Origin of the sequence: Arthrobacter sp. SLBN-122 (assembly GCF_006715165.1) — a bacterium.
In the GTDB taxonomy this organism is placed as follows: Bacteria; Actinomycetota; Actinomycetes; order Actinomycetales; family Micrococcaceae; genus Arthrobacter.
In genome coordinates this window covers 1452592-1476709 of sequence record NZ_VFMS01000001.1, presented here as the reverse complement: position 1 = coordinate 1476709, position 24118 = coordinate 1452592, and the positions used below count along the sequence as shown (strand labels likewise).

The 24118-nt window shown below is 65.4% G+C and carries 21 protein-coding genes; 13 read left to right on the top strand and 8 right to left on the bottom strand.

Annotated features, from left to right (window positions below; translation table 11 throughout):
- Positions 1-73 precede the first annotated feature (73 nt).
- Both FBY36_RS06960 and FBY36_RS06955 read left to right on the top strand, forming a co-directional pair.
- Positions 74-1432, top strand: coding sequence for an aspartate aminotransferase family protein (locus FBY36_RS06960; RefSeq protein WP_142118062.1), 1359 nt, complete (start codon positions 74-76; stop codon positions 1430-1432).
- Positions 1433-2034: 602 nt separating this feature from the next.
- Positions 2035-3891 carry an APC family permease gene (locus FBY36_RS06955; protein WP_142118060.1) on the top strand — a complete coding sequence of 619 codons (1857 nt, stop codon included), beginning with the start codon at positions 2035-2037 and terminating at the stop codon, positions 3889-3891.
- A 313-nt stretch (positions 3892-4204) separates the two neighbouring features.
- Here the strand turns inward: FBY36_RS06955 and FBY36_RS06950 are convergent, their stop codons facing one another.
- The 4 genes from FBY36_RS06950 to FBY36_RS06935 all read right to left on the bottom strand — a co-directional run bounded on the left by FBY36_RS06950 (position 4205) and on the right by FBY36_RS06935 (position 8053).
- Positions 4205-5311, bottom strand: coding sequence for an ATP-binding protein (locus tag FBY36_RS06950; protein ID WP_142118058.1), 1107 nt, complete (start codon positions 5309-5311; stop codon positions 4205-4207).
- Between the two features lie 475 nt (positions 5312-5786).
- Positions 5787-6557, bottom strand: a complete 771-nt coding sequence (locus FBY36_RS06945) for an NAD(P)-binding domain-containing protein (protein ID WP_142118056.1) — start codon at positions 6555-6557, stop codon at positions 5787-5789.
- An 84-nt stretch (positions 6558-6641) separates the two neighbouring features.
- Positions 6642-6965, bottom strand: a complete 324-nt coding sequence (locus FBY36_RS06940) for an FAD-dependent oxidoreductase (protein ID WP_327436701.1) — start codon at positions 6963-6965, stop codon at positions 6642-6644.
- Positions 6966-7393: 428 nt separating this feature from the next.
- Positions 7394-8053: a GntR family transcriptional regulator gene (locus FBY36_RS06935; protein ID WP_142122527.1), complete on the bottom strand. Its 660-nt coding sequence runs from the start codon at positions 8051-8053 to the stop codon at positions 7394-7396.
- Between the two features lie 133 nt (positions 8054-8186).
- Here FBY36_RS06935 and glyA point away from each other — a divergent pair, with 133 nt between their 5' ends.
- The 8 genes from glyA (at position 8187) to FBY36_RS06895 (ending at position 18700) form a co-directional block, all read left to right on the top strand.
- Positions 8187-9527, top strand: coding sequence for a serine hydroxymethyltransferase (glyA, locus tag FBY36_RS06930; RefSeq protein ID WP_142118052.1), 1341 nt, complete (start codon positions 8187-8189; stop codon positions 9525-9527).
- Positions 9524-10744, top strand: a complete 1221-nt coding sequence (locus FBY36_RS06925; protein WP_142118050.1) for a sarcosine oxidase subunit beta family protein — start codon at positions 9524-9526, stop codon at positions 10742-10744. The genes glyA and FBY36_RS06925 overlap by 4 nt, the downstream gene beginning before the upstream one ends.
- Positions 10745-10773: 29 nt before the next feature.
- Entirely contained in the window at positions 10774-11142 is a 369-nt protein-coding gene (locus FBY36_RS06920; RefSeq protein ID WP_142118048.1) for a sarcosine oxidase subunit delta, read from the top strand.
- Positions 11139-14081, top strand: a complete 2943-nt coding sequence (locus FBY36_RS06915) for a sarcosine oxidase subunit alpha family protein (protein ID WP_142118046.1) — start codon at positions 11139-11141, stop codon at positions 14079-14081. The genes FBY36_RS06920 and FBY36_RS06915 overlap by 4 nt, the downstream gene beginning before the upstream one ends.
- Positions 14074-14712, top strand: coding sequence for a sarcosine oxidase subunit gamma (locus FBY36_RS06910; RefSeq protein WP_142118044.1), 639 nt, complete (start codon positions 14074-14076; stop codon positions 14710-14712). Before FBY36_RS06915 ends, FBY36_RS06910 begins: the two co-directional genes overlap by 8 nt.
- A complete protein-coding gene (locus FBY36_RS06905) occupies positions 14712-16127 on the top strand; it encodes an L-serine ammonia-lyase (RefSeq protein WP_142118042.1) in 1416 nt (471 codons plus the stop codon). Before FBY36_RS06910 ends, FBY36_RS06905 begins: the two co-directional genes overlap by 1 nt.
- Before the next feature lie 3 nt (positions 16128-16130).
- Positions 16131-17027 (top strand): formyltetrahydrofolate deformylase, encoded by an 897-nt coding sequence (purU, locus tag FBY36_RS06900; RefSeq protein WP_142118040.1) that lies wholly within the window; start codon positions 16131-16133, stop codon positions 17025-17027.
- 197 nt (positions 17028-17224) lie between these two features.
- Entirely contained in the window at positions 17225-18700 is a 1476-nt protein-coding gene (locus FBY36_RS06895) for an APC family permease (RefSeq protein ID WP_142118038.1), read from the top strand.
- On the opposite strand, the gene FBY36_RS06890 is transcribed toward FBY36_RS06895, so the two are convergent.
- On the bottom strand, positions 18693-19322 hold the full coding sequence (locus FBY36_RS06890) for an AmiS/UreI family transporter (RefSeq protein ID WP_142118036.1): 630 nt from the start codon (positions 19320-19322) through the stop codon (positions 18693-18695). The two genes, FBY36_RS06895 and FBY36_RS06890, sit on opposite strands and share 8 nt — an antisense overlap.
- A 204-nt stretch (positions 19323-19526) precedes the next feature.
- Here FBY36_RS06890 and gdhA point away from each other — a divergent pair, with 204 nt between their 5' ends.
- On the top strand, positions 19527-20864 hold the full coding sequence (gene gdhA / locus FBY36_RS06885) for an NADP-specific glutamate dehydrogenase (protein ID WP_142118034.1): 1338 nt from the start codon (positions 19527-19529) through the stop codon (positions 20862-20864).
- On the opposite strand, the gene FBY36_RS06880 is transcribed toward gdhA, so the two are convergent.
- Positions 20861-21832, bottom strand: a complete 972-nt coding sequence (locus FBY36_RS06880) for a helix-turn-helix domain-containing protein (protein WP_142118032.1) — start codon at positions 21830-21832, stop codon at positions 20861-20863. The genes gdhA and FBY36_RS06880 overlap by 4 nt on opposite strands.
- A gap of 161 nt (positions 21833-21993) precedes the next feature.
- Between FBY36_RS06880 and FBY36_RS06875 the strand changes: the two genes are divergently transcribed.
- Both FBY36_RS06875 and FBY36_RS06870 read left to right on the top strand, forming a co-directional pair.
- Positions 21994-22671 (top strand): DUF1345 domain-containing protein, encoded by a 678-nt coding sequence (locus FBY36_RS06875; protein WP_235008749.1) that lies wholly within the window; start codon positions 21994-21996, stop codon positions 22669-22671.
- Positions 22672-22707: 36 nt separating this feature from the next.
- Positions 22708-23145, top strand: coding sequence for a DUF1003 domain-containing protein (locus FBY36_RS06870; RefSeq protein ID WP_142118030.1), 438 nt, complete (start codon positions 22708-22710; stop codon positions 23143-23145).
- Positions 23146-23199: 54 nt separating this feature from the next.
- Here FBY36_RS06870 and FBY36_RS06865 read toward each other — a convergent pair whose 3' ends face one another.
- Together FBY36_RS06865 and FBY36_RS06860 are read right to left on the bottom strand one after the other, a co-directional pair.
- The gene (locus tag FBY36_RS06865) at positions 23200-23376 is read right to left on the bottom strand and encodes a CsbD family protein (protein WP_056330981.1); all 177 of its coding nucleotides are present in this window, start codon (positions 23374-23376) and stop codon (positions 23200-23202) included.
- A gap of 85 nt (positions 23377-23461) precedes the next feature.
- Complete coding sequence (locus FBY36_RS06860; protein WP_142118028.1) at positions 23462-24067, bottom strand: TetR/AcrR family transcriptional regulator; 606 nt, start codon at positions 24065-24067, stop codon at positions 23462-23464.
- Positions 24068-24118 lie beyond the last annotated feature (51 nt).

The following is a 24118-nucleotide window of genomic DNA, read 5'->3' as shown; positions in this document are numbered from 1 at the left end:
GTATACGGCACTAGCCCTGACGGAAAGCGGATGATGAAGGAACTTCCCATTCCACTTACCGAGAGGAAACGCCATGGTCGCCAACCAGGCACTCCTGCCCGCAGCAGACGCCAAGACGTCGGCCGCTGTATCCCTCAGCAACGCCGACGTCGTAGCCCTCGACCGGGCCAACGTCTTCCATTCCTGGTCCGCGCAGAAGTCCCTGAACCCTATGGCGATCGCCGGCGGATCCGGCAGCACCGTCTGGGACCATGACGGCAACACCTACCTGGACTTCTCCAGCCAGCTCGTCAACACCAACATCGGCCACCAGCACCCCAAAGTCATAGCCGCCATCGCCCAGCAGGCCACCACCCTGGCCACCGTGGCACCCGCGGCCGCAAACCACGTCAGGGCCACCGCCGCAGCCAAGATCCTGTCCCACGCACCCGCCAACATGGAAAAGGTGTTCTTCACCAACGGTGGTGCAGACGCCAACGAAAACGCCATCCGGATGGCCCGCCTGCACACCGGCCGCGACAAAGTCCTTTCGCGCTACCGCTCCTACCACGGCAACACCGGCGCTGCCATCGTTGCCACCGGTGACTGGCGGCGCATCCCCAACGAATACTCCCGCGGCCACGTCCACGTCTTCGGCCCCTACCTCTACCGCTCCGAGTTCTGGGCCGAAACCCCCGAACAGGAAACCGAGCGCGCCCTCCACCACCTCCGTCGGGTGATCCAGGCCGAAGGCCCGCAGTCCATCGCCGCCATCCTGCTGGAAACCGTCCCCGGCACCGCCGGCATCCTGGTCCCCACACCCGGCTACCTCGAAGGCGTCCGGGCGCTCTGCGACGAATACGGCATCGTGATGATCCTCGACGAGGTCATGGCCGGCTTCGGCCGCACCGGCGACTGGTTCGCCTTCGACGCCTTCAACGTCACCCCGGACCTCATCACCTTCGCCAAGGGCGTCAACTCCGGCTACGTCCCCGTAGGCGGCGTCATCATCTCCGGCGACATCGCCGCCACTTTCGATGAGCGGGTCTTCCCCGGCGGGCTCACCTACTCCGGGCACCCGCTCGCCGCGGCCTCGGTGGTGGCGTCCATCGAAGCCTTCGAAGAAGAAGACATCGTCGGCAATGCCGCCAGGATCGGCCGCGACCACCTCGAACCCGGCCTGCTCGCACTGGCCGAAAAGCACGGCGTCATCGGAGAAGTCCGCGGCCGCGGCGTCTTCTGGGCCCTGGAACTCGTCCAGGACCGGGACTCCCGCACCCCTGTCAACGCGGAGTACATGGGCCGGCTCAAGGCTGAACTGCTCCGCCTGGGCCTGCTGCCGTTCCTGGCCGACAACCGCCTCCACGTGGTGCCGCCCGCCGTCGTCACGGCAGATGAGGTGAAGCAGGCGCTGGCCATCTACGATCAGGCTTTCACCGCCATGACACACTGAAAAAATCTGCGGGCCGGCGTGCTCTTAGGCCCAGGGTGCCTATGAGACGTAGATCCTTGTGGTGCTGCCTATCCCTGCGATAGGCAGCACCATGTTTCGTGACGACAATGGACTGAAAACGTGAGAACAATGTCTGAGTACGAGCAGGACAGATCGAATCTGCCGCTCTTCTACCATCCCTACACACACGCCCCGGGGACGGACGCGATTCCCACCGCTCGGGAACAGGCCCGTATATTGGCCGCAGGCAAACAGCGCCGCTCCCTCGGCAGCAAGGCCCGGAGAACCCGCGTCAACCAGGTCGTCGACGACCTCACGCAGATGGCACTCCTTAGACGCGCCTCCCGTGGCGCACCCCAGGACCGCCATTTCTTATAAACCTGAAAGACGTTCCACGCCGGAAGGACGTCCTTGGCATTTCCTGGAACGGCCGGATCAACCGACCCCAAAAGCGGCGGCAGGGGAAGTGCCAGGAACAAAGCCAGCCAGCAAGCGCAGTCAAAGCCGAATCGACAGCTGAAACGTCTACATCGCGTGAAGTCCGGAAGCCGGATACTGGTAGGACAAAGGAGTCATATGGACACTCGAAAAATAATGCGCCCATGAGGGAAGCTTATGAGGCGAGCGACGCCCAGCTGAAGAAGCAGATCGGACTTTTCGGCCTGGTCGCGCTTGCTGTCAGCGTTCAAATCGGTTCCGGCTGGCTCCTGGCCACCCTCGCCGCAGCAAGTATCGCCGGACCTGCCTCGATTATCACCTGGGTACTGGGCGCCGTCTTCTTCGGCGTCATCGGAGCGGCATGGATGGAGCTGGGAACCATGCTCCCGCGCTCGGGCGCAGGCGTCCGCTACCCCAGACTCACCCACGGAGCATTCCTGAGTTGGTTCAACGGGTGGGGTTACCTGATTGCGGCGCTGGCACTGCCCGTTATTGAAGTCCAGGCAATCCTCACGTACGTCGGGGGCAACTGGCCTGAACTAGGACTCCTCACCGAAAGCGACGGGACGATGATCCTGTCATGGCCCCGGGGAATCGTGGCAGGTTTCGGGCTCCTCATTGTCTTCTTCATCCTCAATTCCTTTGGCGCGAAAGTCCTGAGCGAGTCGAACAAATACATCACTATTTGGAAGCTCGTGATCCCACTCGTGGCAGCGACGCTGATGTTCTTCGCTTTTTCCTCCGCGAACTTCACCATCGGCGGTGGCTTCGCCCCTCAAGGTGCAGGCGCTATCCTCGGCGCACTTGCCAGCGGCGGCATCGTGTTCGCCTACTCCGGCCTCCGCCAGATTCTTGACTTCGGCGGCGAGGCAATCAATCCACAGCGGAACATCCCGATCGCCATCGTGGTCGGAGGACTGTTGATTCCCCTGGTGATTTACATACTTCTGCAGATCGGATTCGTGGGAGCCGTGAACTGGGACGCGGCCAACGTAGCGTCAGGGGACTGGCACGCTCTCCTTGGAAGCCACTGGGCTTCCGCGCCGTTGCTCAACGCCGTCACCGCCGCCGGTTTCGCGTGGTTTTCCGTGGTCCTGCTCTCGGACGCAGCACTCTCGCCAATGGCCACGGGCTGGGTGTGGCTGGGCATTGGCGCACGGTCCACGTACTCCATGTCGGTAAATGGGGAGCTGCCCAAAGCACTTCAACGGATCAACCGGTTCGGCACACCCATCGTGGCGCTGGCCATATGCACAGCTCTGGGGATGTTCTTCTTCTTTCCGGCCCCAAGCTGGTACTCCTTCGTTGGTCAGGTTTCGATCGCCCTGACACTGAGTTACCTAATGGGTGGGCCAGTGCTCGTTGTCCTTCGGCGCACCGCACCTGAGCTCCCACGCCCATTCCGGCTCAAGGCCGCCACCTTCTGGGCCCTCGCCGGATACGTAGCCAGCCTGTTGCTGATCTACTTCGCCGGCTGGGTCTCTCTCATCAACCTTTTCACCGTCGTATTCTTCGCGCTTCCGCTCTACGGCGGCTACGCAAGCGTTCGGAGCGGGTGGAGCCGTCCTCTGCCCAGCTGGCTGCTCTCCGCAGGCTTCACTGTCGCGTGGATCTGGGTAGCGGCCGCCGGCGGCTGGTTGTTCACCCGGAACCAGGAACAAGCCCCGGGCTCATGGTCTTTCCCCATCTATTTCAGCGCCATGGTCATAGTCGCTGGGCTATTTCTAGGCGGCCTGTACCTGTCGAGCAACACGAAGGGGCGGGGTCACATCCGCGGCGGCCTGTGGATAGTCGTCACCTTCCTGACGACGCTCCTTATTGCCTACTATGGACAGTTCGGCCCCCTAGGCGAGCCCGCGCTGGGAAATCAAACTGACATCCTGACCATGGCAGCCCTCGCTGTCGGGACGTTCTTCTGGTCTGTTTGGGCCGGCGGCCCAACTGAAGAACTTGCCTCCCTCCTGGCTGCAGAGAAGTTGGAGAACATCCAATGTACTTCCCACGGCCCGAGCACGCGGTAGAAACGGATGCCCACGAAGAGCCAGAGATAACGGGAGCCTGCGTCAAGGCGCGTTCTTCCTCCCCATCACGGACGAACCGCTGCCACATCTGATTCCTATTCGACGTTCAGCCCGAGCCCGCTTTCCGGGCCACTCCCGAGGCTGGAATCGAGCCGCAATTCGCTAAAGTCGTCGCCAATTGTCCTAGAGGCGTGTCGGTTGGAAATCAGGCGAAGCCCCTTTCGAAGCCCTCTCCCCCGTCCATTTCAGCACGCCGATAATGCAGGTTCCGTAAAGCTGGCTGGCCAGATGAGGCAGTGCCCGATGGGCGGGGCTACGTGTGTCGACTTTTGCGGAGGTATTCGCGAAGGCCTGGGATGGCGAAATCCACCTTCCCGTACCCAGGTGCCTCAATGAGTCCAGCGGCGATGAGCCGGGCCCGGTAGTTGGCCACGACGTTGCTTTTCGCGTTGAGCCGCTTGCCGATGTCCCCGGCGGCAACAGCACCATCGTCTTCCGCCATGGCGCGGAGGAAGTCCTTATCTTTCTCCGAGGCAGTGGAAAGAGCTGCTTCTATTACCGTCATTTCATGACGGCGACTGGCTGCTGCGATGGCCTGGGTGACGTTCTCCGCTTCCAAGGTGAGGTCGTTGATCTCGGCTTGGCGCCAGAGCTGGTAGCCGATGAGCTGGATCAGGAAGGGGTAGCCCCCGGTCGCCTCAGCTGCGCGCCGGATCTGCTCCTTATTGACCCTGATTCCTGCCCGCCGGAACGTCTCTTCGTAGGAGCGTTCAACTTCGCTAATGGTCGCGGCATGCAGGTCGATCCGTTCGGCCCTGCGCAGGAACGTGGCAACGCCTTCGTTGAGCAGGTCCGATACCGCCGCCGGGAGCCCGGCGAAAATCAGGCCTATCGGCAGCCCGTCGCGAATGAAGTGTTGGACGTCGGCGGCGAGTTGGGACAGTTCCGTGCGGTCAGCTGAGTGGATCTCATCAACAGTGAAAAGCAGCCCGGTCTTCGTCTCCGCGAGCACGTTTAGGAGTTGCTCGCCCAGTCGGCGCCAATCTACCTGCCGCTCGGGCGGCAGTTGCGTCGTTACCGTGAAGCCGGCCACGCCAAGGGCGGTGATTCGGCGCGCGGCAGGGCCGGGGCCGAGTTCCTCCAGATGAAGCCGCATCGTCTCGCCGATCCGGCCGAGGAAGCCGGGCGTGGCTGTTTCGGAGATGACGATCCAGCCTTGCTGGCGGGCTTTTTCTTGAGCCTCGCTGAGCAGCGCTGTCTTGCCGATGCCGCGGGCGCCGGTGATGATAGTCAGCAATCCTGGGGCGCCCGAACCGAGCCGAAGGCCGTACTCGAACTCGTCGAGCATTCCCTGGCGTCCGATGAGTTCCGGGGGAGTGGCCCCCGCCGTGGGGCGGAAGGGATTGGGCAGCGGGGGCATCTGTGAGTCCTTGTGAGTCTTGTGGGTCTTGTGAGTCCCTGTGAGTGTACTCCTTCAGTACGGTGCTAGACCCTCCGGCTGATCGCTGTTACGGCAGCGGCTGTGGTGGCGTCAGGATAGTACGAGGTCCTGTTTTATTGACAGCGGTTCTTGGCCTTCTCAGATCTCACCCTGACAGTTGCTGGCAAGGAAGCAACATGCGGAAGCTTGAGAAGCATCCAAACGATCCTAAGATCTTGTCCCTGAAGAGTCCGCCTGGGGCATTTGGTGCCTGTGCTACCAGTGGCCACCGGGGAGTGCACCGGAGAACGATTGGGAGCTCCGCCGTTGGCCAAGTCCTCCCTTATCAGGCGGTTGTGACGCCAGGTTGGGGTGTACCCAATCGGGTCCGGTCGGGAGTAGAGCGATCGACCTCTTTAAGTTGGGCGCTGTTGTTGAAAGGGGGCTTGGGACCGGCGATGCGATGCTGGCCCTGTCAGTTGGGTGAGAGGCGTGCGAGAACCGCATCGAGACCTTCGCCCACGGCTGTGAAGGTGCCTTTCGAGGTGAGGTGCTTTGCGAATTGTTCGTTGAGGCCTTCTTTTGTCGTGTGCGTGCGGGCCAGGGTATTGAAATCGACGTGCGGCGTGTCCATTTCCTCGGACAAGTCGCTGAACGTGGCGGCGACGTATCGACGGGCATCTGTGGCGGCTACTCCGTGCGCAACGAGCCAGTCGGCGATGGCGCCAAGGTAGTGGAAGTAGGCTTCGACAGTCGCCGATGCCGCAGAGACTGATTCATATGCGAGCTCATCATCGAGCACCATGCCTCCGCCAAGTCTGTCGTAGAGGTCGCGGGCAGCTTCCGTGGCGGGGTAGATCGGTGTAATGCTCGACCGTGTGGCTACGGCTGGTGCCGGAATGCTTCGTGCGATGTCTTTGGCCGGGAAGACCAGGTTTTGCAGGACGGACAGGTGCACCCCGGCCACGGCACTGACAACTCCCTGGTTTTCTCCAAATACCAGTTCCCCGAGCACTTCCTCTGCTTGGTGCGGCAGTACGCACAAAACGACCACGTCGCTCTGGTCCACGACTTCTTGGTTGGTTGAAGCAATCGTGACTGTTCGGAAGCGTGCGGCAAGATCACTGGAACGCGCCTGGCTGCGCGGTGACAGCACTACCTGTGGGGGTTCTCCGACGTCTTCACATAGGCCGGTGACGATGGCGGCAGCAATAGACCCGACGCCGATTATTCCGAAGACCGTCATGAGGAGGTCCTTTCAATAAAGGGAAGCTCGTTGCAGGATCAGGGCATGGCTTGGGCCCGGCGGTGCCCTTGCCGGTTTTGCCTGCTACCTTGCGGGCTTCAGGGCAGCGCGTATCTGGGCTGCTACTCGTTCTCCTTCGGAATACGCCCCATGGGTGCCGGCGGTCTCCGAGGTATAGTCACCGGCGAAGTGCAGCCATCCCACGGGGTGCTGCAGTTCGGGAAGGGCAGATGCCCGTTCCGGGCTGAGCAGGGCGAAGCAGTGCTGCCAGGTTTGGGCGTGCACGCCGAGCACCCGGCCCCGAAGCTGGGGAGCCACCGTGTACACGTCCTCCATCCAGTCCCTGATCTTTTGCTCGTCGTCAGCAAACCCGGGCAGGTAGCCTGACGAATTTCCGTAGCAGGTCAGCTGGAGAATGTTTGCCTTGCGTGTCTGCTCGGTGCCGCCGGAACAGGATTGATGATGGCGTCAAAGGGCATGCCGACCGTCACGATGAAAGCCCAGTCCCTGAGCTCGGAAAGCCCTTCTACGTCAGCGACGATATTAAGCGTGGTGCTGCCTGGACTTGCTACCTTTCTCAGCGCTGCTGTCTGTTCCCCACCGCCCCGAAGTCAAAAGCCGACTGCGCCTCGATGCCCTCGGCGCTGTAGCTGACCTTCGGACGGCCCATCATTCTGCACCTCGATGGGTTCCGTTCCGCCGTTCGTCACAGCCAGGTTGAAAACAACTATCTTGCTTCAACGGCGCCCATTTGTGTCTGGCTGGAAGGAACAACTCTGCCGGGTGAGACCTTTACTGCAATGGCGCTTGGGTAGGTGACGGTGTCGATGCGGAACCTACAGCACGCTGCGGATGGCCTGCTCGAAACTGGTTACGTGCTCAAGGGCGAGCTTGCCCGCCCGGTCCGAATCGCCGTCGGCCACTGCTTCCAGCAGTTCCACGTGCTCGGCGATGTGCGCCGCCACGGACGGCACCTTTTCCAGCACCATGCACCAGATGCGGGTGGCCAGGTTGTCGTACCGGATCAGGACGTCCTCAAGGTGCGTGTTGGCGGCGGCCCGGTAGATCAGGCGGTGGACTTTGATGTCGTACCGCATGAGGTCATAGGGATCGTCCTCGTCGCCCATGTCCGCAATAGCCGCCGCCGTGTCCCTGATCTCCTTGCGGAGGGCAGGGGTGGCCAGCTTGGCGGCCCGGCGCGCGGCCAGCGGTTCCAGCGACTCGCGCAGTTCCGAGACGTCCGCAAGTTCAGTGATGTCGACGACGGTGGCGAACGTTCCGCGGCGGGGGTACGACACCACGAGGTGGTCGCCTTCCAGGCGCTTCAGCGCTTCGCGGACCGGCGTGCGGCCGATCCCGAGTTCCGCGGCGAGCTTGCCGTCGTTGATCGCCTCGCCGGGCCGGATGTCGAGCATGATCAGCCGGTCCCGTAGGTGCCGGTAGGCCTGCTCGGCGAGCGAGAGCTCGCCTTCTCCCGCCAGCTGGTTTTCTGTCATTACGCTCATCCGGGCTCTCCCAAGGTAGCTATTGACTGCCACGTGATCTACAACATACTATTGCGTCAGTTCTAATATATCAGTTACAGATCAGTTATGGATCAGTAACTCCGAAGGGCTCAAAAGGAGAACAATGCAGGACGTACTGAACGCCTCGCTCGCCACTGTCGACGCCGACGTCGCCGCCGCTGTGGCACAGGAACTGCACCGCCAGCAGTCCACCCTGGAAATGATTGCCTCGGAGAACTTCGCTCCGTCCTCCGTGATGGAAGCCCAGGGCTCGGTGCTTACCAATAAGTACGCCGAGGGCTACCCGGGCAAGCGCTACTACGGCGGCTGCGAGCACGTCGATGTGATCGAGCAGCTCGCCATCGACCGCGTGAAGGCACTGTTCGGCGCCGAATTCGCCAACGTGCAGCCGCACTCCGGCGCGCAGGCCAACGCCGCCGCCATGTTCGCGCTGCTGAACCCCGGCGACACCATCCTCGGCCTCTCGCTGGCCCACGGCGGCCACCTCACCCACGGCATGAAGATCAACTTCTCCGGCAAGCTCTACAACGTGGTGCCCTACCACGTCCGCGAATCCGACCTCCGCGTGGACATGGCAGAGGTGGAAGCCCTGGCCCTGGAACACAAGCCCAAGCTGATCGTGGCCGGCTGGTCCGCCTACTCCCGCCAGCTGGACTTCGCCGAATTCCGCCGGATCGCCGACCTCGTGGGGGCCTACCTCATGGTGGACATGGCCCACTTCGCCGGCCTCGTCGCCGCAGGCCTGCACCCCAACCCCGTCCCGTACGCTGACGTGGTCACCACCACCACCCACAAGACGCTGGGCGGCCCCCGCGGCGGCGTCATCCTGGCCAAGGAGGAATACGCCAAGAAGATCAACAGCGCCGTGTTCCCCGGCCAGCAGGGCGGTCCCCTGGAGCACGTCATCGCCGCCAAGGCCGTGGCCTTCAAGCTCGCCGCAGCCCCTGAATTCAAGGAACGCCAGGAACGCGTCCTGCAGGGCGCCAAGCTGCTGGCAGAGCGCCTCCTCCAGGAAGACGTCCAGGTCGCCGGCATCTCGGTTGTCAATGGTGGCACGGACGTCCACCTGGTCCTGGTGGACCTGCGGAACTCCGAACTCGACGGCCAGCAGGGCGAGGACGCCCTCCACCGCATCGGCATCACCGTCAACCGCAACGCCGTACCGTTCGACCCCCGCCCGCCGATGGTTTCCTCCGGCCTCCGGATCGGCACCCCAGCCCTCGCCGCCCGCGGCTTCGGCGCCGCCGAGTTCGCCGAGGTTGCAGACATCATTGCCACAGCGCTGATTGCCTCGGCCGGCACGGGCACCCTGCCCGGGGACACCGCCGTCGAACTCCGCAACCGCGTGGCGGCCCTGGCCGACAAGTTCCCCCTTTACCCGCACCTCTCCGCCGACGCCGGCCGGGCCGAAGCTGAAGCAGACCTGATTGGAGCCGCCCAGTGAGCACCCAGCATCTTCCGGAGCACCCGGACTTCCTCTGGCGGAACCCGGAACCCAAGTCCTCCTATGACGCCGTGATCGTGGGCGGCGGCGGGCACGGCCTGGCCACCGCCTACTTCCTGGCCAAGAACCACGGCATGACCAACATCGCCGTCCTGGAAAAGGGCTGGCTGGCCGGCGGCAACATGGCGCGCAACACCACCATCATCCGCTCCAACTACCTCTGGGACGAGAGCGCGGCCATCTACGAGCACGCCCTCAAGCTCTGGGAGATCCTGCCTGAGGAACTTGAATACGACTTCCTCTTCAGCCAGCGCGGCGTGATGAACCTGGCCCACACCCTGGGCGACGTCCGCGAAAGCATCCGCCGCGTGGGCGCCAACAAGCTCAACGGCGTGGACGCCGAATGGCTGGACCCGCAGCAGGTCAAGGAACTCTGCCCCATCCTGAACATCCGCGACAACATCCGCTACCCCGTCATGGGCGCCACCTACCAGCCGCGCGCCGGCATCGCCAAGCACGACCACGTGGCCTGGGCCTTCGCCCGCAAGTGCGACGAAATGGGCGTGGACATCATCCAGAACTGCGAAGTGACCGGCTTCCTCAAGGACGGCGACCGCGTGGTGGGCGTCAAGACCAGCCGGGGCACCATCAACACTGAAAAGGTGGGCCTCTGCGCAGCCGGCCACAGCTCGGTCCTGGCCGAGATGGCGGGCTTCCAGCTGCCCATCCAGTCCCACCCGCTGCAGGCACTGGTGTCCGAACTGCACGAGCCCGTCCACCCCACGGTGGTCATGTCCAACCACGTCCACGTCTACGTCTCCCAGGCCCACAAGGGCGAACTGGTCATGGGCGCCGGCGTCGACTCCTACAACGGCTACGGCCAGCGCGGCTCCTTCCATGTGATCGAGCAGCAGATGGCGGCCGCCGTCGAGCTCTTCCCCATCTTTGCCCGGGCCCACGTGCTCCGGACCTGGGGCGGGATCGTGGACACCACCCTGGACGCCTCCCCGATCGTGGGCCTGACCCCGGTGGAGAACATGTTCGTGAACTGCGGCTGGGGAACCGGCGGGTTCAAGGGCACCCCCGCCGCCGGCCTCACCTTCGCGCACACCATCGCCACCGGCGCCCCGCACGCGCTGAACAAGCCGTTCTCGCTGGAACGCTTCGAAACCGGCGCCCTGATCGACGAACACGGCGCCGCCGCCGTGGCCCACTAGCCGCTGCCACCAGAAAAGGACTAACGCATATGCTGCTGATCCCATGCCCCAACTGCGGCCCGCGGGACGAAACCGAATTCCACTACGGTGGCCAGGCCCACGTGCCGTACCCGGAGAACCCGAACGAGCTGAGCGACACCGAATGGTCCCGCTACCTCTTCTACCGTGAGAATCCCAAGGGCGTCTTCGCCGAGCGCTGGGTCCACAGCACCGGCTGCCGCCAGTGGTTCAACATGCTCCGCGACACCGTGAGCTACGACATTCAGGCCGTCTACCCGATGGGAGTGCCGCGGCCAGCCGCACCACTTCCCGCGGCCGCCGTCACTGGCACCGCCAGCACCGGCCCGGCGAGCACCACCCCCCTCAGCACCACCGCCCCGGAAGGAGCGACCAAGTGACTTCCCAGAACGCCCGCCTGGCAACCGGCGGCCGCTTCGACCGCACCATCTCCTGGCGATTCACGCTCGACGGCGAGGAGTTCACCGGCCACCCCGGTGACACCCTGGCCTCGGCCCTGCTGGCCAACGGCCGCATCGCCGCCGGCAACTCCCTCTACGAGGACCGCGCCCGCGGCATCATGTCCGCCGGCGTGGAGGAAGCCAACGCCCTGGTCCGCGTAGAGGCCCGGTTCCCCGGCCACGTGGCAGAATCCATGCTCCCCGCCACCACCGTCTCACTCGTGGACGGGCTGCAGGCCACCCTGCTCAACGGCCTGGGCAAGCTGGACCCGGAGGATGACCGCGCCGAGTACGACAAGAAGTACGTCCACACCGACGTCCTGGTGATCGGTGGCGGCCCCGCCGGCCTCGCCGCGGCCCGCGAAGCTGTCCGCACCGGCGCCCGTGTGATGCTGCTCGATGACCAGCCCGAACTCGGCGGTTCCCTGCTCTCCGGCTCCACCGCCCCCGGCCTGGCCGAGACCATCGAGGGCAAGCCTGCCCTGGAGTGGGTGGCTGACGTTGAGGCGGAGCTCGTGTCCGGCGCGGAATCGACCGTCCTGAACCGCACCACCGCCTTCGGAGCCTACGACGCCAACTACGTCATTGCCGTCCAGAACCGCACCGACCACCTCACCACCCCCGCTGCTCCGGGTGTGTCCCGCCAGCGGATTTGGCACATCCGTGCCAACCAGGTGGTCCTGGCCCCCGGCGCCCACGAACGTCCCCTGGTGTTCGAGAACAACGACCGCCCCGGGATCATGCTGGCCTCGGCCGTCCGCACCTACCTCAACCGCTACGCAGTGGCCGCCGGAAAGCGCGTGGTCATCAGCACCACCAATGACAGCGCCTACTCCGTGGCAGCTGACCTCGCCGCCGCAGGCGTCAAGGTTGCCGCCGTGGTGGACGCCCGTCCCGCGCTGACCGCCGCGGCAACTGCCGCCGTCGAATCCGGGATCCGGGTGCTGATCGGCAGCGCCGTGGCCAACACCTCCGCCGATTCCGCAGGTAGGCTGGACGGTGTCACCGTCCGCAGCATTAACGACGACGGCGAACTCACCTCGGGCGTCGAGCAGATCGGCTGCGACCTGCTGGCTGTGTCCGGCGGCTGGAGCCCGCTGGTCCACCTGCACTCCCAGCGGCAGGGCAAGCTGCGCTGGGACGACGAACTGGCGGCCTTCGTGCCCAGCACCGAAGTTCCCAACCAGCAGACCATCGGCTCCGGCCGGGGCTCCTTCGCCACCGCCGACTGCCTTGCCGAGGGAATCTCCGCCGGCGCAAAAGCCGCCATCGCCGCGGGCTTCGCGTCCGCCGTCGAGCCTTCCCCGCTCGCCGCACCGAAGGCAGCGGCCCCCACCCGCCAGCTGTGGCTGGTGCCGGGGGAGAACGGTACCCCGGACGACTGGCACCACCACTTCGTGGACTTCCAGCGCGACCAGTCCGTGGCCGACGTGCTGCGTTCCACCGGGGCCGGCATGCGCTCCGTGGAGCACATCAAGCGGTACACCTCCATCAGCACCGCCAACGACCAGGGCAAGACCTCCGGCGTCAACGCGATCGGCGTCATTGCGGCCGCACTCCGCACGGCCGGCGAGGCGTCCCGCGGCATCGGGGACATCGGCACCACCACCTACCGTGCACCGTTCACCCCGGTGGCCTTCGCGGCGCTGGCCGGACGCCAGCGCGGGGAGCTGTTCGACCCCGCCCGCATCACCTCGATCCATCCCTGGCACGTGGCCAAGGGCGCCCTGTTCGAGGACGTTGGACAGTGGAAGCGCCCCTGGTTCTACCCGCAGGACGGGGAGGACATGGACGCTGCCGTGCTGCGCGAATGCGCCGCCGTCCGCGAGTCCGTGGGTTTCATGGACGCCACCACCCTGGGCAAGATCGAGATCCGCGGCAAGGACGCGGGGGAGTTCCTGAACCGGGTCTACACCAACGCGTTCAAGAAGCTCGCCCCGGGTTCGGCCCGTTACGGCGTCATGTGCACGCCGGACGGGATGATTTTCGACGACGGCGTGACCCTCCGCGTGGACGGTGACACCTACTTCATGACCACCACCACGGGCGGTGCCGCGAAGGTCCTGGACTGGCTGGAGGAATGGCTGCAGACCGAGTGGCCGGAGCTGGACGTGCACTGCACCTCGGTGACGGAGCAGTGGAGCACCATCGCCGTCGTCGGGCCCAAGTCCCGCGAGGTCATCGCCAAGGTGGCCCCGGAACTGGCAGCCAACGGTGGCCTGGACGCCGAGGCGTTCCCGTTCATGACCTTCCGCGAAACCACCCTCGCCTCCGGCGTCCGCGCCCGGATCTGCCGGATCTCGTTCTCCGGCGAGCTGGCCTACGAAATCAACATCCCGGCCTGGTACGGACTGAACACGTGGGAAGCCGTGGCTGCCGCCGGTGCCGAATTCAACATCACCCCGTACGGCACGGAAACCATGCACGTGCTCCGCGCCGAGAAGGGCTACCCGATTGTCGGGCAGGACACCGACGGCACCGTCACCCCGCAGGACGCGGGCATGGAGTGGATCGTCTCCAAGGCCAAGGACTTCATCGGCAAGCGCTCCTACTCCCGGGCCGACGCCCAGCGCGAGGACCGCAAGCACCTGGTCAGCGTCCTGCCCGTGGACGGGACGCTCCGGCTCCCCGAAGGCACCCAGCTGGTGGAAAAGGGCCGCTCCACGAACCCTGCCTACGGGCCGGTGCCGATGGAAGGCTTTGTCACCTCCAGCTACCACAGTGCAGCCATGGGCAGGTCCTTCGGCCTGGCCCTGATCAAGAACGGCCGCAACCGCATCGGCGAAACCCTGGTGGCCGCCGCCGGCGACCAGCTGGTTGACGTGGTTGTTGCAGAAACAGTGCTTTTTGACCCAGAAGGGACCCGTAAAGATGGCTGAAACAGCAGCATCCCCCACCGCCGCAGACAAGAACCTCGCAGCCCGAGTCAGCCCCGCCAAGCAGCTCTCCGAAGCCTTCGCGGCCGGCTCTCTGCCCGGGACTGTTGAGATCGCCGAGCTGCCCTTCCTCACCATGGTGGGGCTCCGGGCAACGGCGGGATCGGACACGGCACAGCGCCTGGCCGCTGTCACCGGCGGCCTTCCCGCCGGATCCGGTGCCGTCGCCGGCAGCGGCGACACCTCCGTCCTCTGGCTGGGACCCGGCGAATTCCTGGTGGTGGCACCCACCGAGGCGCACGAATCCCTGGGCGGCGGCCTGATCCGCGCACTCCGGGAGGGACTGGGCAGCGACGCGGGCCAGGTGGTGGACCTTTCCGCCAACCGGACCACGTTCGAACTGACCGGCCCCCGGGCCCGCGGCGTCCTGGAAAAAGGCTGCTCGCTGGACCTGCACCCCAGGGTGTTCAAGGCCGGCACCGCCTTCTCCACCGAGATCGCCAACATCCCCGCCATCCTGTGGAAGACGGGGGAGGAGTCCTTCCGGATTTTCCCCCGGGCATCCTTCGCCGAGTTCCTGGGCCGGTGGCTGCTGGACGCCATGCGGGAGTACGCCTCACCAGAGGTTCCCTGATGGCGCTCAGCGTCCTTGACCTGTTTTCCGTCGGCATCGGGCCCTCGTCGTCACACACGGTGGGCCCGATGCGGGCGGCCAAGCTCTTCGCGGACGGGTTGAAGGGCGACGGCCAGCTGGCCTCCACGGTGCGCGTCCAGTCGGAACTTTTCGGTTCCCTGGGCGCTACGGGGCGGGGCCACGGCTCGGACAAGGCGGTGGTCCTGGGGCTGCAGGGCCTGGAACCTGAAACGGTGAACACCTTCACGGCAGACGACCAGGTGGCGGCCGCGGCGCTGAACGCCGAGCTGCATATCGCCGGCTCCCACCGGGTGGATTTCAACTGGGAAGAGGACGTGGTGCTCCACCGGCGCAAGTCCCTCCCCGCGCACCCCAACGGCATGACCTTCCGCGCGCTGGACCACACCGGAGCCGTACTGAGCGAACGGAGCTTCTATTCCATTGGGGGCGGCTTCGTGGTGGACGGGGACGCGGCGGGCGCTGACAAGGTGGTGCCGGACGACACCGTCCTGCCCTACCCGTTCTCCACCGCCGACGAGTTGCTGCAGATCTGCAGCCGTGAGGGCATGTCCATCTCCGAGGTCATGCTGGCCAACGAGCTCACCTGGCACAGCGAAGCGGAACTGCGGGAGAAACTGCTGGGCCTTTGGGCGGTGATGCGCGAATGCGTGGAGAACGGCTGCAACGCCGAAGGCATCCTGCCGGGCGGCCTGAACGTCACCCGGCGGGCGCCGTCACTGTTCCGCACCCTGACCGCCTCCGCGGCAAGCGCCGAAGCCGCGGCAGCAGCGCCGTCGCCCGTCCAGGCACCGGCGGACCCGCTGCTGGCGATGGAATGGGTCAACCTGTTCGCGCTCGCCGTGAACGAGGAAAACGCCGCGGGCGGCCGGATTGTCACCGCGCCCACCAACGGCGCGGCCGGGATCGTGCCGGCCGTGCTGCACTACTACATCAAGTTTGTTCCGGGAGCCGACGACGACGGCGTGGTCCGCTTCCTGCTGGCGGCGGCCGCCGTCGGAATCCTTTTCAAGACGAACGCCTCCATCTCCGGCGCCGAAGTGGGCTGCCAGGGTGAGGTGGGCTCCGCCTGCTCCATGGCGGCGGCCGGGCTCTGCGAAGTGCTCGGCGGAACGCCCGCGCAGGTGGAAAACGCCGCAGAGGTGGGGATCGAGCACAACCTGGGCCTCACCTGTGATCCTGTGGGCGGCCTGGTGCAGATCCCGTGCATTGAGCGCAACGCGATCGCCAGCGTGAAGGCGATCAACGCGGCCCGGCTGGCCCTGCACGGGGACGGCAGCCACAAGGTCTCGCTGGACAAGGCCATCAAGACCATGCGCGACACCGGAGCCGACATGAAAACCAAGTACAAGGAAACCTCCCGAGGAGGCCTCGCCGTGAATGTAATCGAGTGCTGAGCCATGACTGTTACTGAAACCCATCTCCCCGCACCCAAGGCGCCCACCACCGTGGAACACGTCCTGACCCTTGACTGTCCGGAAGGTCCCGGGATCGTGCACGCCGTCTCCGGCTTCCTGCTGGAGCACGGCTGCGACATCATCGACAACAAGCAGTTCGGCGAGCGCTCCGAGGGCCACTTCTTCATGCGCGTGCACTTCGTCTCCGAGGGGGACGAATCCACGCTGGAGCTCCTGCGGTCCTCTTTTGCCCCCGTTGCCGGGAAGTTCGGCATGCGGTGGCAGCTGGAACGCCAGGGTTCCAAGCGCAAGGTGCTGATCATGGTGTCGAAGTTCGGGCACTGCCTGAACGACCTGCTGTTCCGGGCACGGATCGGCGAACTGCCCATCGATGTGGTGGCGGTGGTGTCCAACCACCGGGACCACCAGGCCCTGGTGGAGTGGCACGGCATCCCGTTCCACCACATCCCGGTCACGGCCGGAACCAAGCCCGAGGCCGAGGCGAAACTCATGGAACTGGTGGACGGGCTGGACGTGGAACTGGTGGTGCTGGCCCGCTACATGCAGGTGCTCAGTGACGACCTGACCCGGCAGCTGGACGGCCGGGCCATCAACATCCACCACTCGTTCCTGCCCAGCTTCAAGGGTGCCAAGCCCTACCACCAGGCCTACGCGCGCGGTGTCAAGACCGTGGGCGCCACGGCCCACTACGTCAACGCAGAGCTGGACGAGGGGCCGATCATCGCCCAGCAGGTGGTGGAGGTGGACCACACGTACGGGCCGGAGGACCTGGTGGCCGCCGGCCGCGACACCGAATGCAAAGCCCTCTCCAACGCCGTCAAGTGGCACTGCGAGGGCCGGGTCATCCTGCAGGGCAACCGCACCGTGGTGCTCCGGTAACCGGATCCAACTGAATACTGCCAGCGCGGCTGGCTGCCCCGTCCGGGGTGGCCGGCCGCGCTTTGTTGTGCCCGGCGCACCGGCACTGCGCTGACGGACAACAACTGATCGCTGGTGGACAAAGCAGCAGCGCGGGCCGCTGCCAGGCTGGATCCCACAGCAATTTTCCCGAGCTCATGACCGTTAAGAAGGATCCAATGAGTATTTCGAATTCCGAGACCCGGACCACTGACGCTCCGGTCAAGGAGCATTCCACGGCCCTCCGCGCCGGCAGCATCGGCGTGCTGGGCATCCTGTTCTTCGTCCTGTCCGCCCAGGCGCCCCTGACGGGGATCGTGGGCGCGGCACCGCTCGCGGCAGCGTTGGGCAACGGTGCCGGCGCCCCGGGCGCCTACCTGATTGTCGGCGTCGTCATCGTGATCTTCGCCGTGGGCTTTGTGGCCATGAGCCGGAAGATCCAGGCCAACGGCGCCTTTTATGCGTATGTGACGGCAGCGTTCGGCAGGAGGACCGGCGCCGGCGCGGCGTGGCTGGCCCTGCTGGCCTACAGCACCGTCCAGGCCGCCATGTACGGCCTCTACGGTGCAGCCCTCTCCGGGCTCCTGGCTTCTGCCGGACTCGAGCTTCCCTGGTGGCTGCTGTCCCTGGCCACCATGGCCGGGGTCCAGGTGCTGGGCTCCCTCAACATCGAACTCGGCGCCCGCGTCCTGGCCGTCCTGGTGGGACTCGAGGTGGCCATCCTCCTGATGTTCGGCTTCACCGTGCTGTTCCACGGCGGCGGCCCGGAGGGCATCAGCGTTGCCGCGTCCTTCTCCCCGGAAGCCATCGGCGCAGGAGCTCCCGGTGTTGCCATCATGTTCGCGGTGGCCTCCATGTTCGGCTTCGAATCGACGGCCATCTACTCCGCCGAAGCCAAGGATCCGCACCGCACCGTGGCCCGGGCAACCTACCTCTCCGTCGGCGTGATCTCGGTGTTCTTCGCCTTCATCTCCTGGATGCTGGTCAGCTACTACGGGCCCTCACAGGTGATGGATGCCGCTGGCGCCGCGCTGGAATCAGGGGACGCCACCTCCTTCGTCATGGGTCCGCTGGTGGAACTGTTCGGCCCCTGGGCGGGCATCGTGGCCGGGATCCTCCTGGTCACCTCGCTGCTCGCCGGGATCATCGCGTTCCACAACGGCATCAACCGCTACCTGCACTCCCTGGCGCTGCGCGGCTCCATGCCCGCCGTCCTCGCCCGGACCAACCGGCACCGGGCACCCGCTGTCGCCGCCTGGGTCCAGTCCGCCACCGCCGTCGTGCTGGTGGTGCCCTTCGCCATCCTGGCGCTGGACCCCGTGCTGACCCTGTTCTCCTGGTTCAGCGGTTTGGCCGTGGCGGCCCTGCTGGTGCTGTACATGCTCTGCTCGGCGGCCGTCGTCGCATTCTTCCGGCGGGAACGTGCGGGTGCGCTCCTCTGGCAAACCCGCGTGGCTCCCATCCTGGCGGTGATCCTGCTGGCCTGGGTCCTCTACCTGGTGGTCAGCAACTTCACGGCCCTCATTGGCGGCAGCGCGGAGACCGCCGTGGCCCTCCTGGTGGCAGTCCCCGTGGTCTTCCTGGCCGGCGTGCTGGTGGAGTCGGCAGTCCAGCGCCGCCATCACGTTGCCGCCCTGGGCCACGCGCTCACCTAGCAGGCAGGGTCCCTTGGGCACTGGCCCGGCGCGGAACATTGCCTCCGCGCCGGGCCAGTGTCCGTGCTGCAAGGAACAGGGCGGACAGGAACAGGGCGGCCAGCGCCGCCGCGGTAGGGGAATGGGGCCAGTGCCCGGCCAGGCCAAGAACGGCCGGAACCGTGGCCGACGCCTGGCTGGTCAGCACCAACGCCCAGCCCGTGAACGGTTCGAGCCGCGCTGCGCCGAGGGCCATGCCGGCAAACAGCAGCGCCCACAGCACCGACCAGCACAGCCACAGAACCGCCAGCAGCGGGTCCGGGCCCAGCCAAGCGGCTGCCAGCAGCACCCCGCAGAAGGCCACCATCCCGCAGAACCAGCCCAGGCCGCGGCCACCGAGTTTCAGCAGTTGATCCAGCCCTGAGTACAGGTACGTCACCCCGAACAGGAACATGCCGGCCGCCGTCAGGAGCGCCGGCGGGGCGTTCCCGGCTGTGGAGACATGGACGACGCCGAGCGCCAGCTGGGTGCCCCCGATGACCAGGCTGAACACAGCGGCGTCGCGGCGGGGAAGGTGCCCAAGGGTGGCCAGGCCGTTGACCAGCAGCGCGGCGCCGGAGAGGAGGAGGCAGACGTACGGCATCAGGGCGTTCCCACTGTGCGTACCGGCGGGGCTAATCTCACTGAGCGGAAAATTACTGTCACAATACGGAGATTAGTGCACACGGTAGCAGCGGGCTAACGGCTCCCAGTCGCAATCGGATAGGTTGAACTGTAAACCTAATGGGGGCGACGTTGCCTGCCTGGCGCCCGCTCCCATCCCGGCTCCACGGTAAGGAACGAGTTTATGGATGCACGGCTGGAAGCCATCAGGGACACCGTCCTGGCGCGGAACCCCGGCGAAGCGGAATTCCACCAGGCGGTGGTTGAGGTCTTCGAAAGCCTGGGCCCCGTGCATGACCGCCACCCGGAATTCCTCGAAGCTGCCATCCTGGAGCGGCTTTGCGAGCCGGAGCGCCAGATCATCTTCCGGGTCCCATGGACCGACGACTCCGGCCGGGTGCGGATCAACCGCGGCTTCCGGGTGGAGTTCAATTTCGCCCTGGGGCCCTACAAGGGCGGCCTCCGCTTCCACCCGTCCGTATACCTGGGCATCGTCAAGTTCCTCGGTTTCGAGCAGATCTTCAAGAACGCCCTGACCGGCATGCCCATCGGCGGCGGCAAGGGCGGTGCGGACTTCGATCCCCGCGGCCGCAGTGACGCGGAGGTCATGCGGTTCTGCCAGTCCTTCATGACCGAGCTCTACCGCCACATCGGTGAATACACCGATGTCCCCGCCGGCGACATCGGCGTGGGCGGACGCGAGATCGGCTACCTCTTCGGCCAGTACAAGCGGATCACCAACCGTTACGAATCCGGGGTCCTCACCGGCAAGGGCATCTCCTGGGGCGGGTCCCTGGTGCGGCCCGAAGCGACAGGATTCGGCACCGTGATCTTCACCGAGCAGATGCTGCGGACCCGGGGGACGTCCTTTGACGGCCGGCGCGTGGTGGTGTCCGGCTCCGGGAATGTGGCCATCAACGCCATCGCCAAGGCGCAGGCACTCGGCGCCACCGTGGTGGCCTGCTCGGATTCCTCCGGCTACGTAGTGGATGAGGCGGGCATCGACGTTGCCCTGCTCCGCGAGGTGAAGGAGGTGCAGCGGGCGCGGCTCAAGGACTACGCCGAGCGGCGCGCCGGCGTTGCCTACGTGGACGGCGGCTCGGTCTGGGACGTGGATGCTTCCGTGGCCCTGCCGTGCGCAACGCAGAATGAGCTCGACAGCGGTGCTGCCGCCCGGCTGGTCCGCGGCGGCCTGGTGGCGGTCGGTGAAGGTGCCAACATGCCCTGCACGCGCGCCGCCGTCTCGGTGTTCCAGGACGCGGGGGTGCTGTTCGGGCCCGGCAAGGCGGCGAACGCGGGAGGGGTGGCCACCTCGGCTTTGGAGATGCAGCAAAACGCCAGCCGGGACTCCTGGACCTTCGAACACACCGAGGCGCGGCTGACGGACATCATGGTGGGCATCCACCACCGCTGTGCGGCAACAGCCGAGGAATACGGCGAGCCGGGCAACTACGTGCTCGGCGCCAACATCGGCGGTTTCGTCAAGGTGGCAGATGCCATGCTGGCCCAGGGCCTGATTTAGCCTGCGCGGCGCCACTGGGTGGGGGAGACGCCAAAAGCGTCGCGGAACGTCCGACTGAAGTGGGCGGCGTCCAGGAATCCCCAGGCGGCGGCCACGGCACCTACGGACTTCCCGGCGTGCAGCGGATCGCGCAGGTCGCGGCGGGCCCCGTCCAGTCGCTGGCTCCGGATGAAGCCGGCAACGGTGCTGCCTGACTCGTGGAAGACGTTGTGCAGGTGCCGCGTGGAGATGAAATGGGCGGCGGCGATGCCTGCCGGCGACAGCAGCGGATCGGACAGGTTGGCCTCGATATACTCGCGGATCGATACAGCCAGGAGTGCCTGTGGCTTCATCCTGTCCGGCGAAATGTCCATTTCAGAATGCAGCATGGTGGATACCAGGTCCAGTGCGTTGGTGGCGAGCCTGGATCCGCTGGGGCCGCTCAGGACATCCAGGTTTGCCGACAGCTCCCGAATAAACTGGCCCACGATCCCGCTGAGGCCCCCGCTGCCCATTCGCACCGCGGCAAGCTGGCCCACATAATCCGCAGGCAGCGACAGGGCGTCGCAGGGGAACATGAGCACCATGATCCGGGTCTGGTCCTCAAACGCCAGGGTGTAAGGCCGGTTGGTGTCGTAGATGGCCAGGTCCCCGGGCTGGAGCACGGCTTCCCTGTTGTCCTGGACCAGCAGGCCGGTTCCTTCCAGCTGCAGGTTCAGCTTGAAGTAGCGCTCGTGGGCCTGGGCAATCAAGTCCGGCGTGCGGTGCACCTCATGCGAAGTGGCGGTGACTTCGACGATGGACATCCGGTCCAGCACGCGCGAACGCATCCGTCCCTGGAAGCCCTCCACGTCATTGGTCCGTGCCGTGAGGGGCACGAAGGATTCGGCCACCAAGTGCTTCCAGTGGTCGAAGGAACCGGCCACCCTGGAGGTGAGGTCCTGGGGTGCCTGCCGGGACGATCCCCGGGTTGGAGCTGTTGCTGGCATGGATTTTCCTCGTAACGGAATGCAACTCGACGATCCCCCGCCTGTGTCCCGCGACACAGTGAGTTCAGGTTAGTCCCCTGACCGTCTATTTTCAACAGTTGTCGAAAATAAGAAGTCTCCACCTCCAGCAAAGCACAAGACGGGCGTGCCATGATCTGGCCATGAATCCCATGCAGGCCGTCCCCTCGGGTCCCGGCCGGAACTTCGATTCCCCCGCGCACCAATCACGGCTCCGCCTGCTGGTGATGGCCGGCGTCGGCCTGGCTGCCGCCCTGCTGGTGGGTTTCCTGGGCAACTGGGCCTACGCGCCGGCACTTGGCTGGGCCGCGGCGTCGGTTACGTACCTGCTGTGGGTCTGGCTCGTCATTGGGCGTCTCGGTCCCGCGGCTACCGCTGCGCACGCATTGCGGGAGGATCCGGGCCGGGTCTCTTCGGACGCGCTGGTCCTCACGGCCACGGTGGCCAGTTTTGCGGGCGTGGGGCTGATCCTGGCGGATGCGTCCAATGCCCAGGGCTACAGCAAGGACGCAACCGTGGCCATGGCCCTGGGCAGCATTGCCCTGTCCTGGTTCCTGGTCCACACCCTGTTCACCCTGAGGTATGCCGCCATCTACTACCGGAATGGGGCCGGCATCGACTTCAACGAGGAGAGCCCTCCCAGGTACGCGGATTTTGCCTACCTGGCCTTTACCGTGGGGATGACCTTCCAGGTATCCGACACCAACCTCAAGACCAACGCCATCCGTGCCACCGTGCTGCGGCAGGCCCTGCTGTCCTACCTTCTTGGCGCGATCGTGCTGGCCACCACCATCAACCTCGTGTCAGGGCTTATCCACTAGCCGCGCGGCTCCTCACCCAGGACATAGTCTGGGGCCATGACGGACATCAGAAGCAACTGGCACCGGCGGCACAAGGAAGGCCTCACTCCCGGTGAGAGGGCCGCGGACACCCTCCGGAACGGGATGGGCAGCTGGCCTTTCGTGGGCATCTTCCTGGCGTTCATGGCAGCGTGGGCTGCGCTGAACAGCTACGTCCTCGCCGCCAGTGCGTGGGATCCTTATCCCTACATCCTCCTGAACCTTTTCCTGTCCATGCTGGCCGGGCTGCAGGGGGCCATCCTGTTGATCGCGGCCAAGCGCCAGGACGCCATCGCCTCGGCCATGGCGCAGCATGACTACGAAACGGACGTTCGCGCTGCGGCGCACATCGAGATGCTCATGAACATCAACGCCGAACAACTGAGACTGCTGCAGGAATTGCGGGACATGCACGGCAATGTGCAGGCCGGCAACGTGGGGGAGCAGCGGCCCTGAATACGACAATGGGTGCAACTCCGGCTGGAGCTGCACCCATTATGCGAGCGTCGACTAGTCCTTCTTGAAGGCGTCCTTGACGTGCTCGCCGGCCTGCTTGAGGTCCGACTTCGACTGGTCCGTCTGGCCTTCGGCCTTCAGGCTCTCATCGCCCGTGGCGTTTCCGGCAGCTTCCTTGCCCTTGCCGCCGAGCTTCTCTGCTGCGTTGCCGATCTTGTCATCCAAACCCATGGAGATGCTCCTAACAGTTCGTGCTCGCTCCGGCGTGAACCAGAACCTGACCCCTCAATAGTAAGCATACTTTCGAGTAAGGCGCTCATTTGCCGGCAGGATTTTTGCCCAGCAGTGCCAGGTACCCCTCCAGCTGCGCCGCGTGGCCGAAGTCCGTGCGGCCTTCCGGCGCAAGCGCCGCTTCTATCTGCGCGCCCAGCAGCATGTTCAACAGTTGGCCGGCCAGGACATGGTTGTTGACGGCGGTTGTCACGTCTCCGCTGTCCCTCGCCTCCTGCAGGTAGCGGTGGATGGCGGCCAGCCATTCGTCCATCGAGCGCTGGTGGATCCCGGCCTTCTGGGCGTCATTCACCGCCCTTTGCCAGAACGGGATGACGATCCGTGCCTCGTTGATGCGTTCCTCGTCCAGGGGGAGTACTTCAAGGCAAAAGGCCCGCAGGGCTGCCAGGCCGGACTTGCCCCTGGTGCCCTCGGCGATGCGCTGATTGGTGCGGTTGAAGACGTGGCCGAAGGCGAACTCCAGCAACGTGTCCTTGGTGGGGAAGTAGGGCTTCAGGGCTCCGTTGGCAAAGCCGGCTTCCATGGCGATCTCGCGCATGGTGGCGCCTTCCAGTCCCTGCCGCGCAATGATCCGCCAGGTGGCATCCACCAGTTCCAGGCGCCGCTCGTCATGGTCGACAATCTTGGGCATCGCGGCCACTCCCCGGAAAATATTTTGGTCCTGACTCTTGTGAGCCATGTT